A 14,349-nucleotide genomic window follows, 5' to 3' on the forward strand; every position below is an offset into this window, starting at 1 on the left:
CCGAACGCCCGGCGAGGACGTCGAAAGCGGTGGTCATGAGCGCTCCCCGAGGATGCCGCCGCCGGGGGCGTCCGGGCTGTCGGCCGGGAGGAGTCGGCGCAGCCGGCGGTTGACGTCCGGCAAGGTGGCCCAGTCGTGGGCCGAGATGGCCTGCTCGCCCTGGCGCACGAGTTCGCGGGCCTGGGCCGGGGACGACATCTGGCCCTGCATTTCGCGCAGCGCGTGGAAGATCTCCAGATCGAGCGAACCGTCGCGGCGCAGGAGGATGACCTGGAGGTCCGTGGCGCGGTCGGAGAGGCGTTCGGCGGCCGCCGTGTCACGTTCGGCGCGCACGGTCGCGTAGCGGCGCTCCAGGTCGGCGAGTTCGGTGCGGTCCTCGTCGGAGCCGACGCGGTCCACGAGTTCGCGGCAGTGCTCGAGCTGGTCGCGCACCCGGGCCATCACCTCGGGGATCCGCAGCTCCGCCTCGATGTCGTCGAGTTCCGCCTGCACTTCCCGCATGCGCTCGTCCGCCGACACGGCCATGCCCTCGTCGGTCCCGCTGGAGGTGACCTCGTCGCGTACTGCGGCGACGGTGCCCTTCTCGTCCAGCCGCGCCAGCAGGCCGCGGGCGCGGTCGGACCGCGTGACCTCGACCTCCGAGCGCAGCTGCTCGTGGCGGGCCTCCAGCTCGTTCAGCATCCGGCGCAGCGCCTGCGGCTCCGGCACCACGCGCTTCTTCAGATCGACGACGGCGTCGAACATTTCGCCCAGCACCGGCACGAAGGCGGTCACGGACACGAGCCGCGATTCGTCGATGTGGAACGTCATCTCGACGTCGCTGCCGCGCGGCACGTCGCGCCGCACGTCCTTGGCCTTGATCTCGATGAGGCCCACCTGCACGTTGCGCTCCCCGCGCCTGCGCTCGCCCTCGGCGATCGGGATGCGGATCACCCCGTCGGACTCGGAGCGGCGCAGGCTCGCCGTGGTGTGGAACGTGCGCTCCGCCTTCGCGGGTAGCGGCGTGTTCTTCATCAGCATCGGCGTGAACGTGCCGTCGGCCTCGGTCAGGCCCACGGAGTTGACCACGGCCTGCCCCGTCATCTCGTTTTCCCAGTGGGTGATCGTCAGCGTCGGCGGGTGCACCGGCACCCGCACGCCACCCGGGTCGATCAGCTCGATTTCGAACCGGTTCGTCGCCAGCTGGGCCAGCAGCGCATCGACGGTGAAGGTGCCGTCGGCGGCGAGCGCGACTTCCGCCGTCCGGTACGACGGCATCCGCTTCGGATCGTTCAACGCGACGCGGAACCGGCTCCAGTCCGCGCCGCCCGGCGTCGAGAAGCGGCCCGACACGGGCACGGACGGCAGGCTCGTCGTCGAAGGGTAGGACAGGTTCGCGGTGAACTCGCCCCGCTTGGGCGCGGCCGGCGCGGCGCGGGGCAGCTGCACCGTGCCGGCGTAGATCGCGGCGCCGCGCGCGACGACCGTGCTCGGGTCCTGGCTGTGGTCGAGCGGGATGCCGAGGCCGTCGGCCGGATCGGCGAGCAGCTCGCGCAGCCCGGGTGCCAGTGTCGGCCCGCCGACGAGCAGCAGCTTGTCGATGTCCTGCGGCCCGAGGTTCGCCTGGGCCAGCGCGTCGCGGCACAGCTGGACGGCCCGCAAGTAGAGCGGCATGGCGAGCCGGTCGACTTCGTCGCGTCGCAAGGTGTACTCGAAAAGCTCGGTCACGCCGTCGGAGCGATCGAGGTTCAGCATCACCGGGATCTGCTCGGTCGACGACAGCGTGATCTTCGCCGTCTCCGCCGCACCGCGCAGGCGCGCGAGGTTGCGGAGCCACACCGGGTCATCGGCGGTGGAGCCCGCGAAGCCGAGCTCGCTCGCCGCGGCGGGCGCGAGGATCTTGCCGACGATCGCCGCGTCGATGTTCTTGCCGCCGAGGCCCAGATCACCGGCGTGGTGCAGCACGGACATCTCGCCGTCGGCCGTGCTGACCACGGCCGAGTCGAACGTGCCGCCGCCGAGGTCGAACACCAGCCAGCAGCCGTTGCGGGTCTCGTTCTGGAAGCCGTACGCGAACGCAGCCGCCGTCGGTTCCTGCACCAGCGGGCACGGCGCGGTGAACCCGGCCAGCTTGGCGGCTTCGCTCGTCGCCTCGGTCTGGTTGAGCAGGAACGCCGCGGGCACGGTGATCACGGCCGCGGCGGGCGGTTCGCCGAACCGCCGGGCCGCGTCACCGCGCAGCGACTTGAGCACCTCGGCCGAGAGCTGCACCGGGGTCATCGTCGCGCCGGCGCGCGGGAAGTGGCGCCGGGCATCGGCGAATCCCATGGCCTGCTTGAACTCGGTCTGCACGTTCTCCGGGTCGCCTCCGGCGCCGGACTTCGCAGCGGACCCGACCTGGATCACGCCGGGCTTCGGCAGCCAGACGGCCGAGGGCGTGTAGTCCTCCTGCAGGTTGTTCTTGACCACCGAGACCGCGCCGCCGTCGAGCACGGCCAGCGCACTGTTGGTCGTGCCCAGATCGATGCCGAAATCAATGGTGTCACGGGTGTCCCGCATCAGCTTCCTCCGCCGTGTTGCCAGGGGCGACCGGGCACCCCACGATGACCTGCCCCATCTGAATCCGTTTGCCCGCCAGGTAAACCGAGGGCCGGACCGTTTCCACCACCCGCTGCGACGGGAGGCCCGGCTGTTCCTCGAACAGCATCGGTTCCAGCGCGAGTCCCGCTTCGAACGGCATCCCGTCGTGGTCCTGGATCAGCACACCCGCCGCGCCGAGTGCGTCCTGGCTCGCCGAAAGGAACCGTTCCGCCTGCCGGGCCACGCGGTCCTCGGCGCCGGTGAGTCGCTTGCGGGCCCGCCACAGCGCCGTCGCCGCGGCCGCCAAGTCCGATTCGGACAGTCCCGGTTCCGCAGGGCGCCGCGCGGCCGCCAGCGCGGCGGTCACCTGCTCGGCAAGTGCGCGCAACGTCGTGCGTTCCTCCTCGCCCCACCGGGGTGCGACGATCCGGAACTCCTTGTGGTGCCGGCGCTGGCGCCGGTCTTGTTCGTTCACCACGTCCTGGTCCTCTCCGCGCGCACGCGCATCGTCAGGATCACCAGCAGCCCCACGGCCGTCACCACGGTGACCCAGCCGGGGATCGGCGTGCCGGTGCCGTCGAGCAGCCACAGGACCAGCCCGGCGACCGCGTCGAGCGCGAGCAGTCCGGGCAGCCGGCCGGCTCCGACGGCCGGGTCCGAGGCCAGGCCGAGCGACGCGATCAACCCCGGCACGCCGATCAGGAAGATCGCCAGCACCGGCGAAGTCAGCAACGTGGCGAGCAGCGTGATCCCGAACGCGACGTGCAGCAGCGCCAGGAACGCCCGCGAACCGGACGCGTACCGGCGCGGCGGGCCACCGCCGTCGCGCAACAGGCGCATCCCGTCCATCATCCGGCGGGCCTGCGCGCGGTCCTCGATCCGCGGTGCCTCCTCGGCGATGAGGCTCAGCACCCGGATGGCCTCCTCGTACCGGCGGCCCCGGATGTGGGCGGTCACGGTGTCCCACTGCGCTGCGGTGCCGGAGTACGCGGGGATCGCCGGTTCGGAGCGCGCGTTCTGCTCGTTGCGCTCGATCGTCGCCAGCGCCTCGGCGTCGGTGGTGACCCGGCGGGCGAGGGCGAACACGTCCGTCACCAGCCCCGGCGGCGTCCCGCCCAGCGCGACGCCGATGTTGTTGGCCAGCACCGCCGCGGCTTCCGTCAGCGTCGCGGTGCGGCGGAAGTCGTTGCGCGGCACCAGGTCTTCGAGCCGGTCGAGCAGCGCGGGGAGATCCGCGACGGCGCGTTCGGCCGCGGTGCGCGCCTGCCCGCCGTCGAGGAGCTCGCGCAGTTCCTTCAGCAGGTTTTCGACGCGCGCGTACGTGCCTTCGGCGGCTTCGCCGCGCGCGTCGGCGACGGTGTGCCGGTCGCCGACGAAGAGCGGCAGGTACTCCACGAGCCGGTGCGGTTCGGCGGATTCGGCCGTGAGCGCCACGAGCGGCGCGAGCAGCGCGCCGGGCAGCGCGCCCCGCACACCCTCCACAGTGGACTCGTCGAGCCGCCGGTCGCCGAGCTGCTCGACGCGCCGGGCGAGGTGCTGCCAGAACGCTTCGCTGCGCAGGGTCACCGCCCAGGCCCGCGCGGCCTCCGTCCACAGCGGCGCGGGGTGGTCGTCGGTCAGCTCCGCTTCGGCGTCGATGGCGGCGGCGTGGGCGCGCACGGCGGTGTCGTGCTTGTCGTGCAGCTGCGGCGGGCACCCGCACTCCGCGGGCGGGCCCCAGGTCCAGAACAGCTCGTCGACGAACCGGTGCTCGGTGTTGCCGAGCGCGTCGAAGGCCGAGCGGAGGTCGTCGGGCGCCGCGTCCGCGGGTACGCCCGGCGGCCGCGCGCCCCCGACGTCGAGCACGCCGAGCACCCGGAGCCGCTGCTCGCGCACCGCCCGCCGCGACACCGTCGCGGTGAGCCCGGTGAGCCGGAACGGGTTGCGCCGGTACAGCTCCGGGGTCGCCACTGCCCGCAGTCGCGCGGCCGCCGCCGTGGCGCGGCTCTCGTTGGCTCCCATGGCGCAGAAGTTAGGCCCGGACGCCCGGGAGGGGTCCCGATCCGCTTGCCGCCACCGGGCCTACGGCACGCAAGGACTCCTCAGGCGGCCCGGGCTCAGCTCGATTCCCGGACCGCCAGCGACACCGGCAGGATCTGCCGGCGCGGCTTGAGGTCCTGCCCGTCGAGCAGGTTCACCAGCGTTTCGACCATCGCGTGGACCTGTTCGCGCGGGTCCTGGTGCACCGACGTCAGCGGGGGTGTCATGGCGGGCGCCAGCGTCGCGTTGTCGTCGAAGCTGACGACGGCGACGTCGGCCGGGATGGTGCGGCCCGCGGACGACAGGGTGCGCAGGGCGCCGACGGCCATCATGTCGCTGGCGACGAACACGGCGTCGAGGTCCGGGGCGCGCTCGAGCAGGGCCGCCATGGCCCGGGCGCCACCGGCGAGGGTGAAGTCGGATTCCTCGGCCAGGCCCTCGGGGTCGAGCCCCGCGTCGACGAGCGTTGCGCGCCAGCCCGCGAGGCGGTCGATGGGCGCGCTCTGGTCCTGGGGGCCGGCGATCGTGGCGATGCGCCGGCGGCCGGCCGCGACCAGGTGCGACACGGCGAGCCGCGCGCCGCCCTCGTTGTCGAAGTCGACCACGTGCACGCCGCGGCGCAGGTCGGCCGCCTGGCCACCGAAGACGACCGGGACGCGCAGCAGCCGCAGCGCCCGCGGCAGCGGGTCCGAGCGGTGCGGCGCGAACACGAGCACCCCGTCGACGTGCCCGCCCTCGAGGAACCGCACGGTGCGCGTGAGGTCCTCACGGGTGTCGCTGAAGATCAGGACCATCTGGCAGCCGACGTCGGCCAGCTCGCGGTAGCCCGCGCGCATCACGGCCGTGCGGTACGGGTCGTCGAGCAGCCGCGCTTCGGGTTCGGACAGCACGACGGCGATCGCGCCCGTGCGCCGCGTGACCAGCGATCGCGCGGCCTGGTTCGGCGAGTAGCCGAGGTCGCGCGCCGCCGCGAGCACCTTTTCGCGGGAACGAGCGCTCACGTACGTGTCGTCGTTCAACGCGCGCGACGCGGTGGAGCGCGACACCCCGGCGAACGCCGCGACGTCTTCCAGCGTCGGCCGCCCGTCCTCGGACCGGGCCGTCACCGCACCACCCCGCTTCCTGGGACGAGTCGTGATCGCGGCCAGCTTAGCCGCACGATTCAGGGAGCGCTCCCGGAAGAGAACGCTCCGATAACCACCCTTGACATGCAACTCCAGCGGACCCACACTCGTCAACCGTCTGGGAGCGCTCCCAGAACCTGACCTTTCAAGGGGCTGACTGGGTTGACAATGGCGACAACGTTCAGGAAGGGCCTGGTCCTCGCACTGGGCATCACGATCACGGCGCTCTCGGTGGCGGCCTGCGGCGGAGGCGGCGGAGACGGCGACGTCCCGGCTGCCGCGGCGCCGGGCGAACACGTCGAGCTGACGCTGGCCACGTTCACGGAGTTCGGCTACGAGGAGCTCATCCCCGAGTACGAACGGCTGCACCCCAACATCAAGATCACCCACCGCAAGACGGGCCAGGGCGGCCCGTACGCGCAGGACATGATGACCAAGCTCGCGGCCGGCTCCGGCCTCGCCGACGTGCAGGCCGTGGAGGAGGGCCACCTCTCCGACATCCTCTCCAAGTCGTCGAAGTTCTACGACCTGACGACGATCGGCCCGGCCGACGCGAGCGCCGACCGCTGGCTGCCGTGGAAGTACGACGCCGGCAAGGACAAGAACGGCAAGCTCATCGGCTACGGCACGGACATCGGGCCGGACGCGATGTGCTACCGCAAGGACCTGCTCCAAGCGGCCGGCATGCCCACCGACCCCGCGTCGGTGAAGACCATGTTCGCCACGTGGGACAGCTACTTCGCCGCGGGCGCGGAGTACGCGCAGAAGACCGGCAAGGCGTGGTTCGACTCGGCGGCCCAGAACTTCAACGCGATGGTCAACCAGCTGCCCGTCGGGTACCTCGACAAGAGCGACAAGCTCACCGTCGAGTCCAACCAGGGCATCAAGGACGCGTGGCAGAAGGTGACCGGCGCGGTCGCGAAGGGCGAGTCGGCGAAGCTGACCGCGTTCAGCAACGAGTGGAACTCCGGGTTCCGCCAGAGCGCGTTCGCCACGAAGGTCTGCCCCGCGTGGATGCTCGGCGTGATCAAGGAGCAGGCGGGCCCGGAGAACGCGGGCAAGTGGGCGGTCACCGACGCGTTCCCCGGCGGGGGCGGCAACTGGGGCGGCTCGTACCTGACCGTGCCGACGCAGAGCAAGCACCCGCGGGAAGCCGCCGCGCTCGCCGCGTGGCTGACCGCGCCGGAGCAGCAGCTCAAGGCGTTCCAGGCCAAGGGCAACTTCCCGAGCCAGGTCAAGGCGCTGTCCAGCCCCGAGCTGCTGAGCCAGACCGACGCGTACTTCGGCGGTGCGAAGATCGGCGAGCTGTTCGCCGAGCAGGCGAAGAAGGTCGCGCAGGCGCAGTACAAGGGCCCGAACGACGGCCAGATCCAGGAGAACGTGACGGCTCCCGCGCTGCAGGCCGTGGAGCAGGGCAAGTCGGCGGCGGACGGCTGGCAGCAGCTCGTCGACGGCGCGAAGAAGCTCGCGCGGTGACGGCTACGGTCACCCGCGACAACGCGAAGGCCGGGGTGCGGCGTCCCGCACCCCGGCCGGGGCTGCGCGACCGCCTGGCCCGCTGGGACGTGAAGGCTTCGCCGTACCTGTACGTGGCGCCGTTCTTCATCGTCTTCGGCATCGTCGGGCTGTTCCCGCTGCTCTACACCGCGTACGTCTCGCTGTTCCACTGGGACGCCGGCGACGACGACCCCGACTTCATCGGCCTGGACAACTTCAAGGAGCTCTTCGCCGACGCGCAGTTCTGGCACGCGCTGGAGAACACGGTGAGCATCTTCCTGCTCTCCAGCGTGCCGCAGATCATCATCGCGGTGCTGCTCGCCGCGTTGCTCACTTCGCGGCTGCGCGGCGCGACCGGCTGGCGCGTCGGGATCCTGCTGCCCTACGCCGCGAGCCTGGTGGCGCTCGGGATCATCTTCGCGAACCTGTTCGGGCCCAAGTACGGGCTCGTGAACGGGCTTCTGCAGACGGTCGGACTGTCCCCCGTGGACTGGCAAGCGAACCGGTTCGCGAGCCACGTGGCCATCGCGATCATGGTCAACTGGCGCTGGACGGGGTACAACGCGCTGATCGTGCTGGCCGCGATGCAGGCGATTCCGAAGGAGCTGCACGAGGCGGCGCTCATCGACGGCGCCGGTACCGTGCGGCGGTTCGTGCACGTGACGCTGCCGCTGCTGAGGCCGACGCTGATCTTCGTCACCATCACCTCGACGATCGGCGGGCTGCAGATCTTCACCGAACCCAAGCTGTTCGACGCCATGCCCGGCTCGAACAACGGCGGTTCCACGCACCAGTTCCAGACCGTGACGCTGTACCTGTACCAGACGGCGTTCGAGAACTTCGACCTCGGTTACGCGTCGGCGATCGCGTGGGTGCTGTTCCTCATCATCGTGCTCATCGCCGCCGTGAACTACCTGCTGACCGGTCGGATCGCCCGGACCCCGAAGAGGCAACGATGACCACCTTGACCGCCCGGGTGAGCCGCCTGGGCAAACCGCGCAAGGCCACCTACTGGGTGCTGGCCGTGTTCGTGCTCGGCTCGCTGTTCCCGTTCTACTGGTCGTTCCTGGTCGCCAGCCGGGACAACGGCATGCTCACCGAACGCGTGCCGCCGCTGCTGCCGGGCGGCAACTTCTTCGCCAACGCGGCGCGGGTGTTCGACACCGTGCCGTTCTGGAAGGCGCTGTTCAACAGCGTGGTCGTGTCGGGCACGGTCACGCTCACCACGGTGCTGTTCTCGTCGCTGGCCGGGTTCGCCTTCGCCAAGCTGCGCTTCCGGGGGCGCAACGCCCTGTTCGTGTTCATCGTGGTGACGCTCGCGGTGCCGACGCAGCTGGGGATCATCCCGCTGTTCATCGCGATGTCGAAGCTCGGCTGGGCCGGCGGGCTGCAGGCGGTGATCGTGCCCAACCTGGTGACCGCGTTCGGCGTGTTCTGGATGCGCCAGTACACAGTGGACGCGGTGCCGTACGAGCTCATCGAAGCCGCCCGCGTCGACGGCTGCAGCATGATCCGGATCTTCTGGAACGTGTGCCTGCCCGCCGTGCGCCCGGCGGCGGCGATCCTCGCGATGTTCACGTTCATGATGTCCTGGAACGACTTCCTGTGGCCGCTCGTGGTGCTCGACGCGGGCAACCCGACGGTGCAGGTGGCGCTGGAGAAGCTGCAGAGCGGCTACTACGTGGACTACTCGCTCGTGCTCGCGGGCACGACGCTCGCCACGATCCCGATCCTCATCGTCTTCCTCCTCCTCGGCCGCCAGATCGTGGCCGGGATCATGCAAGGTGCCGTGAAGGGGTGACCATGTCCGCTGAACCACTGCCCGCCCGGACCGGGCTCGCGTTCCCGCCCGGGTTCGTCTGGGGTGCCGCCACGGCGGCGTTCCAGGTCGAGGGGGCGACCACAGTGGACGGCCGCGAACCGTCCGTGTGGGACACCTTCGCCGCGCGGCCGGGTGCGGTCGTCGGCGGGGACACGGGCGAACCGGCGGCCGACCACTACCGGCGTGCGGACGGGGACGTCGCGCTGATGCGCTCGCTCGGGCTCGGCGCGTACCGGTTTTCCCTGGCGTGGCCCCGGATCCAGCCGGGCGGGCTGCCGAACGTGCGCGGGATCGCGTTCTACGACCGGCTCGTCGACTCGCTGCTGGCCGCCGGGATCCAGCCGTGGGCCACGCTGTACCACTGGGACCTGCCGCAACGGCTCGAAGACCTCGGCGGCTGGACGGCCCGCGACACGGCGTACCGCTTCGCCGAGTACGCGGAGACGATCGTGGGCGTGCTCGGCGACCGGGTGGCGAGCTGGTCGACGCTCAACGAACCGTGGTGCGCCGCGATGCTGGGCTACGGCAAGGGGATCCACGCGCCGGGCCGCACCGACCCGGTCGCCGCCGCGGCGGCCGCGCACCACCTGCTGCTCGGCCACGGCCTCGCGATGGACGTGCTGCGCCGCGACGCCCCGCGCGTACCGGCCGGGATCACGCTCAACCTGTACCCGGTCACGCCGGCGTCGGACGCACCGGCCGACGTCGACGCGGCCCGGCGGATCGACGGGCAGCAGAACCGGCTGTTCCTCGACCCGGTGCTGCGCGGCGGCTACCCCGCCGACGTGGTGGCGGACCTCGAGCCGTTCGGTTTCGCCGACGTCGTGCTCCCCGGCGACGAGGACGTGATCGCCGCGCCGGTCGACTGGCTCGGCGTGAACTACTACCGCGACTACCGCGTGGCCGGCTCACCCGTGCCGGGCAGCACCCCGGCCGGCGGCGAGTGGCTGGGTGCCGGCGCGGTGCACTTCGTGCCCGATCCCGCGGCCCCGCGCACGGACTCGGGCTGGGAGGTGCAGCCGGCCGGGCTCACCGCGTCGCTGCTGCAGGTCCACCGCGGCTACCGGCCGGTGCCGCTGTACGTCACGGAGAACGGCGCCGCCTACCCCGACGTGCTGCGCGCCGGCGAGATCGCCGACACGGACCGCGTCGCGTTCCTCGACGCGCACCTGCGCGCGGCGCTCGACGCGGTGACCGGCGGCGTCGACCTGCGCGGGTACTTCTACTGGTCGCTGCTGGACAACTTCGAGTGGGCCGAGGGCTACGCCAAGCGCTTCGGGCTCGTCCACGTTGATTACGCGACGCAGCAGCGGACGCCGAAACGCAGCGCGCACTGGTACGCCGAAGTGATCGCGCGCAACGCGCTGACGTGAGCCCGTTCGCGCGAACAATCGCGGATCACCCGGAAAGCGCAACGCGCCATTCAGCGGCACATCCGTAGCTCGACCTACCGGACAAAACGGTCGCCCGGTGTTCACCGTCGTGAACGCCGGGCGACCACTGGCCTTTACTGGTCTGAACCTGTCCGACAGGACAACGCCGCCACCTGCTGTGATCGCTCGTGAGCCCGTTGCCAACCCTGAGGGTGACCGGTATAACTTTCTTCACACCACGCACGAAGTGGTCGGCAATTCGGTCCCCCACCGTTTCTCCGGAATTGCCTCCCAATATTGAGTCCTGCCGTTTTCTCGAATTCGCCGGGACGCGATGAATCGTGCGCGGAATTCTCCCTCCCCGTCCCCTCTGGAGTTCACGGAATGCGCGTTTCGAAACTCAGAGCCCTCGCCGCCGCGGCACTTCCCGTGCTCGCCGGCGTCGCGCTCGCCACCGTCAGCCCCGCCGCGAGCGAGGCCGCCCCGGCCGCGGGCGCGGCGTTCCCCGCCCACTACTCGGCCCCGTACCTGCAGGTCAGCGACTCCGACATCGGCGACATGGCCGCCGACCTGAACGCGACCGGTACCAAGTTCTTCACCCTGGCGTTCCTCACCCCGTCCTCGGGCTGCAACCAGCTGTGGGAGGCGAACGGGACGGGCGTCGGCTCGTTCAAGTCGCAGATCAGCGCGCTGCAGGCGGCGGGCGGCAACGTGATCCCGTCGTTCGGCGGCGCGGCGGGCGGTGAGATCGCGCAGACGTGCACGAACACGTCGAGCCTCACCTCGGCGTACGCCAACGTGGTCAACACCTACGGCACCAACCGCCTCGACTTCGACATCGAGGAGGACACCATCAAGGACACCGCCGCGAACCAGCGCCGCAACTCGGCGCTCGCGGCGCTGCAGCAGCAGAACCCGAACGTCCAGGTCGACTACACCCTCGCGGTCGACCCGAGCGGCCTGGGCAGCCTGCAGATGGGCATCCTCAACGACGCGTACGCCAAGGGCGTGAAGGTCAGCGTCGTGAACCTGATGGTGATGGACTTCTACGACGGCCAGCCCGTACTGGGCGACGCGCTCGCGTCGGCGCGCGCGGCCGTCGGCCAGATCGCCGGGGCGTTCCACATCTCCACCGCCCAGGCCTACGCGAAGATGGGCCTGACCCCGATCGCCGGCCGCAACGACGACGGCGCGCAGTTCAGCCAGTCCGACGCGCAGCAGCTGGAGTCCTTCGCCGCGCAGAACGGGGTGCAGGAGCTCTCGTTCTGGGAGGTCCACGACTACGACCGGGCCACGGGTTACGCGTATTCGCGGATCTTCAACGCCATCACCGGAGGCGGCGGCTCCACCCCGCCCCCGACCGGCGGCACGCAGATCACGGGTTACGGCGGCAAGTGCGTGGACGTCGCGGGCGCCGACAGCGCCAACGGCACCAAGATCGACCTCTACACCTGCAACGGCACCAACGCGCAGCAGTGGACGGCCACCGGCGGCACGCTGCAGGCGCTCGGCAAGTGCATGGACGTCGCCGCGGCCGGCACCGCCAGCGGCACGAAGGTGCAGCTCTACGACTGCAACGGCACGGCCGCGCAGCAGTGGACCCACACCTCGGCCAACCAGCTCGTGAACACCGGCTCCGGCAAGTGCCTCGACGCGACCGGGCCCAGCTCGGCCGACGGGACGCAGCTGCAGATCTGGACGTGCACGGGAGCGGCGAACCAGGCGTGGACGTTCTAGGGCGCTGATTCACCGGATCCACCCGGCCGGTGGGGAGCTTTTTCCTTGCTCCCCACCGGTTTTCTTCGCGCGTTTGCCGTCATGGCTCGCGGGGCCGGCCGTCGGACTCACGTCGGGGCCCACCACGAGCGGAAAGAGGCACGCGATGACCGTTCATTGCCACCGGGGAGTGGAGGACGCGGTCGGGGCAGTCACGGAGTGGCTGACCGGGGAGTTCTCGGGGCGGCTGCCCGCCACGGCGGTCGCCCACGTGGTCCGCGCGACGCGCGCCGACCTCGAAGGCCGGATCGCGCCGGAGGAACTCGGCGAGATGCTGCACCGCATGGCGCGGGCGCGGCTGCAGCGGATGCTCACCGGTGGCCGGATCCCTCACTCTCGCTGACGGACTCGGTCTCCGGTTCTTCGGGGGTGCCCCCGAACAGGTCCCGCAGGCGGTTGTGGCGCGCGGTGTAACCGGCGCCGAACCGCCGGTGCGCCCGGTCGAGCTTGCGCCCGGCGTAGCGGCGGCGCGCCCACAGCGAGTCGGGTTTCGCCAGCCGCACCGCGCCCACGAGCGCGATGACCGGCACGACGACCCCCAGCACCCCGGTCGCGAGCTTGCCCTTGAGCAGGCAGACGAGTGCGGTCAGCAGGTGCACCCCCACCCCCAGCAAGTACGACCACATCGCCGACTCGCCGCGCGTCTCGCCGATGGGTGACGCTTCGAGCAGCAGCAGGCCCCCGAGCGCGCCGCCGACGAGCACGGCGTCGATGGACTTGCGGCCGCGCCGGGCCCAGTAGACGTCGTCGAGGTGGAACCAGAGGGCGAATTCGTCGAGCACGAGCGCGGCACCCGTGCCGAACAGCGCGGCGAGGACCTCGCGCCAGGGCGCGGCCGGGTTGTAGCGGAACTCGAGCAGCCCGACCACGAGCACCAGCAGGATGCCCCACACCTGGTGGTGCACGTGGACGCCGCCGATGTGGATGTCGCCGAGCAGCCCGCGCTTGCCCGTGGGCTTGCGGCGCTTCGTGCGGATCCGGCGGGTGATGCCGCGCACGACGACGAACGTGACGAGGAAACCGGCGAGCGCCCACATCGCGGCGGCGCGGCCGGTGTCCACGAAGACGCGGTCGTACCAGTCCACGGCGGTCTCCCCTCGCGTGGGAGGGGAAAAGACGCTACCACCGTTGGCCGTTCGATGTCCGGATCGCCGTTTTTCACCGGGCCCGGCTCGCGGCCGAAAACCCCCGGCGCCGGTAGGGTCGTGGTGTGGAAAGCACGCCGGTGGAGATCGTTTCGCTGCTCGTCTCGCCGGTGCACGCGTTCGAAGGGCGGCCCTCGGACGGCCCGCGGCCCGATCCGGCGTGGGTTTCGCAGCCGTGCGTGGAGGTGCGGGCGGGCCTCGGCCTGGTCGGCGACCGCTACTTCAACCACCGCGCACACCGCGACGCCGCGGTGACCGTGTTCGACGCGGCGGCGCTCGACGCGTTCGGCTCGCCGGACCCGCTGCGAACGCGGCGCAACATCGTGCTGCGCGGCTTCCGCGTCGACGACCTCGCCGCCACGCGCGAGCGCCCGGGCGCGGTCTTCTCCCTCGACAGCGGCGACGGCCCGGTGCGCTTCCGCGCCCGGCGGCCGGCGAACCCGTGCGCGTGGATGGACGTTTCCGTGGCGCCCGGCGCCTTCCGCGGCCTGCGCGGCCGCGGCGGCGTCCGCTGCGTCCCGCTGGACGACGGCGTGCTGCGGCTCGGCCCGGCGGAGTTGACCGTGCTGGAACTCGTGGAGGCTCGATGACGGACCAGTGGCACCAGCCCCTGCGGCACATCCGCGGCGGCTCGTTGACCGGCGACACCACCCAGACCAGCGGGATGCGCCGCTACGAGGCGATCTCGGGCAAAACGGTGGGCTCGCAGAAGGTGTGGATGGGGGAAACGCACGTCACCCCGCACACCAACTCCGGCGACCACCACCACGGCCACGCCGAGACGGCCATCTACGTGCAGTCCGGGCACCCCGTTTTCGTCTTCGCGGACGGCGACTCGGAGGTCCGCCTGGAAACCTCCCCGGGCGACTACGTGTTCGTGCCCCCGTACGTCCCGCACCGCGAGGAGAACCCGACCGGCGAGGACGCCGTGGTGATCATCGCGCGCAGCAGCCAGGAGGGGATCGTCGTGAACCTGCCCAGCCTGTGGGCGGAGGTCGAGATCCCCGCCGGGGACTGATCTCCCCTAGGCTTCG

14 protein-coding genes are annotated in these 14,349 nt (G+C 71.3%); 9 read left to right on the plus strand and 5 right to left on the minus strand.

Going from position 1 to position 14,349, the window contains the following annotated elements; genetic code table 11:
* Positions 1–33: 33 nt before the first annotated feature.
* From ACIA77_RS26020 to ACIA77_RS26035, 4 genes are all read right to left on the minus strand, one after another.
* A complete protein-coding gene (locus ACIA77_RS26020; RefSeq protein ID WP_395888576.1) occupies positions 34–2,538 on the minus strand; it encodes an Hsp70 family protein in 2,505 nt (834 codons plus the stop codon).
* Positions 2,522–3,037: a hypothetical protein gene (locus tag ACIA77_RS26025; RefSeq protein ID WP_395888577.1), complete on the minus strand. Its 516-nt coding sequence runs from the start codon at positions 3,035–3,037 to the stop codon at positions 2,522–2,524. Before ACIA77_RS26025 ends, ACIA77_RS26020 begins: the two co-directional genes overlap by 17 nt.
* Positions 3,031–4,560 (minus strand): hypothetical protein, encoded by a 1,530-nt coding sequence (locus ACIA77_RS26030; protein ID WP_395888578.1) that lies wholly within the window; start codon positions 4,558–4,560, stop codon positions 3,031–3,033. The genes ACIA77_RS26025 and ACIA77_RS26030 overlap by 7 nt, the downstream gene beginning before the upstream one ends.
* A gap of 95 nt (positions 4,561–4,655) precedes the next feature.
* Positions 4,656–5,684 carry a LacI family DNA-binding transcriptional regulator gene (locus tag ACIA77_RS26035; protein ID WP_395888579.1) on the minus strand — a complete coding sequence of 343 codons (1,029 nt, stop codon included), beginning with the start codon at positions 5,682–5,684 and terminating at the stop codon, positions 4,656–4,658.
* Between the two features lie 186 nt (positions 5,685–5,870).
* Here ACIA77_RS26035 and ACIA77_RS26040 point away from each other — a divergent pair, with 186 nt between their 5' ends.
* The 7 genes from ACIA77_RS26040 (at position 5,871) to ACIA77_RS26070 (ending at position 12,513) form a co-directional block, all read left to right on the plus strand.
* On the plus strand, positions 5,871–7,178 hold the full coding sequence (locus tag ACIA77_RS26040; protein WP_395888580.1) for an ABC transporter substrate-binding protein: 1,308 nt from the start codon (positions 5,871–5,873) through the stop codon (positions 7,176–7,178).
* A complete protein-coding gene (locus ACIA77_RS26045) occupies positions 7,175–8,158 on the plus strand; it encodes a carbohydrate ABC transporter permease (protein WP_395888581.1) in 984 nt (327 codons plus the stop codon). Before ACIA77_RS26040 ends, ACIA77_RS26045 begins: the two co-directional genes overlap by 4 nt.
* Complete coding sequence (locus ACIA77_RS26050) at positions 8,155–9,000, plus strand: carbohydrate ABC transporter permease (protein WP_395888582.1); 846 nt, start codon at positions 8,155–8,157, stop codon at positions 8,998–9,000. Before ACIA77_RS26045 ends, ACIA77_RS26050 begins: the two co-directional genes overlap by 4 nt.
* A 2-nt stretch (positions 9,001–9,002) precedes the next feature.
* Complete coding sequence (locus tag ACIA77_RS26055; RefSeq protein WP_395888583.1) at positions 9,003–10,394, plus strand: GH1 family beta-glucosidase; 1,392 nt, start codon at positions 9,003–9,005, stop codon at positions 10,392–10,394.
* Positions 10,395–10,491: 97 nt separating this feature from the next.
* Positions 10,492–10,695, plus strand: a complete 204-nt coding sequence (locus ACIA77_RS26060) for a hypothetical protein (protein WP_395888584.1) — start codon at positions 10,492–10,494, stop codon at positions 10,693–10,695.
* Between the two features lie 83 nt (positions 10,696–10,778).
* Positions 10,779–12,131 carry a ricin-type beta-trefoil lectin domain protein gene (locus ACIA77_RS26065; protein WP_395888585.1) on the plus strand — a complete coding sequence of 451 codons (1,353 nt, stop codon included), beginning with the start codon at positions 10,779–10,781 and terminating at the stop codon, positions 12,129–12,131.
* Between the two features lie 145 nt (positions 12,132–12,276).
* Positions 12,277–12,513 (plus strand): hypothetical protein, encoded by a 237-nt coding sequence (locus tag ACIA77_RS26070; RefSeq protein WP_395888586.1) that lies wholly within the window; start codon positions 12,277–12,279, stop codon positions 12,511–12,513.
* On the opposite strand, the gene ACIA77_RS26075 is transcribed toward ACIA77_RS26070, so the two are convergent.
* Complete coding sequence (locus tag ACIA77_RS26075) at positions 12,482–13,255, minus strand: hypothetical protein (protein WP_395888587.1); 774 nt, start codon at positions 13,253–13,255, stop codon at positions 12,482–12,484. The two genes, ACIA77_RS26070 and ACIA77_RS26075, sit on opposite strands and share 32 nt — an antisense overlap.
* A gap of 125 nt (positions 13,256–13,380) precedes the next feature.
* Between ACIA77_RS26075 and ACIA77_RS26080 the strand changes: the two genes are divergently transcribed.
* Both ACIA77_RS26080 and ACIA77_RS26085 read left to right on the plus strand, forming a co-directional pair.
* Complete coding sequence (locus ACIA77_RS26080) at positions 13,381–13,905, plus strand: molybdenum cofactor biosysynthesis protein (protein ID WP_395888588.1); 525 nt, start codon at positions 13,381–13,383, stop codon at positions 13,903–13,905.
* Positions 13,902–14,333 (plus strand): cupin domain-containing protein, encoded by a 432-nt coding sequence (locus ACIA77_RS26085; protein ID WP_395888589.1) that lies wholly within the window; start codon positions 13,902–13,904, stop codon positions 14,331–14,333. Before ACIA77_RS26080 ends, ACIA77_RS26085 begins: the two co-directional genes overlap by 4 nt.
* The last annotated feature ends 16 nt before the right edge of the window (positions 14,334–14,349 follow it).

This window comes from Amycolatopsis sp. NPDC051903, assembly GCF_044452505.1.
Classification (GTDB): Bacteria; Actinomycetota; Actinomycetes; order Mycobacteriales; family Pseudonocardiaceae; genus Amycolatopsis.

Excerpts from the sequence above, each read along its gene's own strand:
- ACIA77_RS26020 (WP_395888576.1), bottom strand. The coding sequence starts at position 2,538 with ATGCGGGACACCCGTGACACCATTGATTTCGGCATCGATCTGGGCACG.
- ACIA77_RS26030 (WP_395888578.1), bottom strand. The coding sequence starts at position 4,560 with ATGGGAGCCAACGAGAGCCGCGCCACGGCGGCGGCCGCGCGACTGCGG.
- ACIA77_RS26040 (WP_395888580.1), top strand. The coding sequence starts at position 5,871 with ATGGCGACAACGTTCAGGAAGGGCCTGGTCCTCGCACTGGGCATCACG.
- ACIA77_RS26050 (WP_395888582.1), top strand. The coding sequence starts at position 8,155 with ATGACCACCTTGACCGCCCGGGTGAGCCGCCTGGGCAAACCGCGCAAG.
- ACIA77_RS26055 (WP_395888583.1), top strand. The coding sequence starts at position 9,003 with ATGTCCGCTGAACCACTGCCCGCCCGGACCGGGCTCGCGTTCCCGCCC.
- ACIA77_RS26065 (WP_395888585.1), top strand. The coding sequence starts at position 10,779 with ATGCGCGTTTCGAAACTCAGAGCCCTCGCCGCCGCGGCACTTCCCGTG.
- ACIA77_RS26070 (WP_395888586.1), top strand. The coding sequence starts at position 12,277 with ATGACCGTTCATTGCCACCGGGGAGTGGAGGACGCGGTCGGGGCAGTC.
- ACIA77_RS26085 (WP_395888589.1), top strand. The coding sequence starts at position 13,902 with ATGACGGACCAGTGGCACCAGCCCCTGCGGCACATCCGCGGCGGCTCG.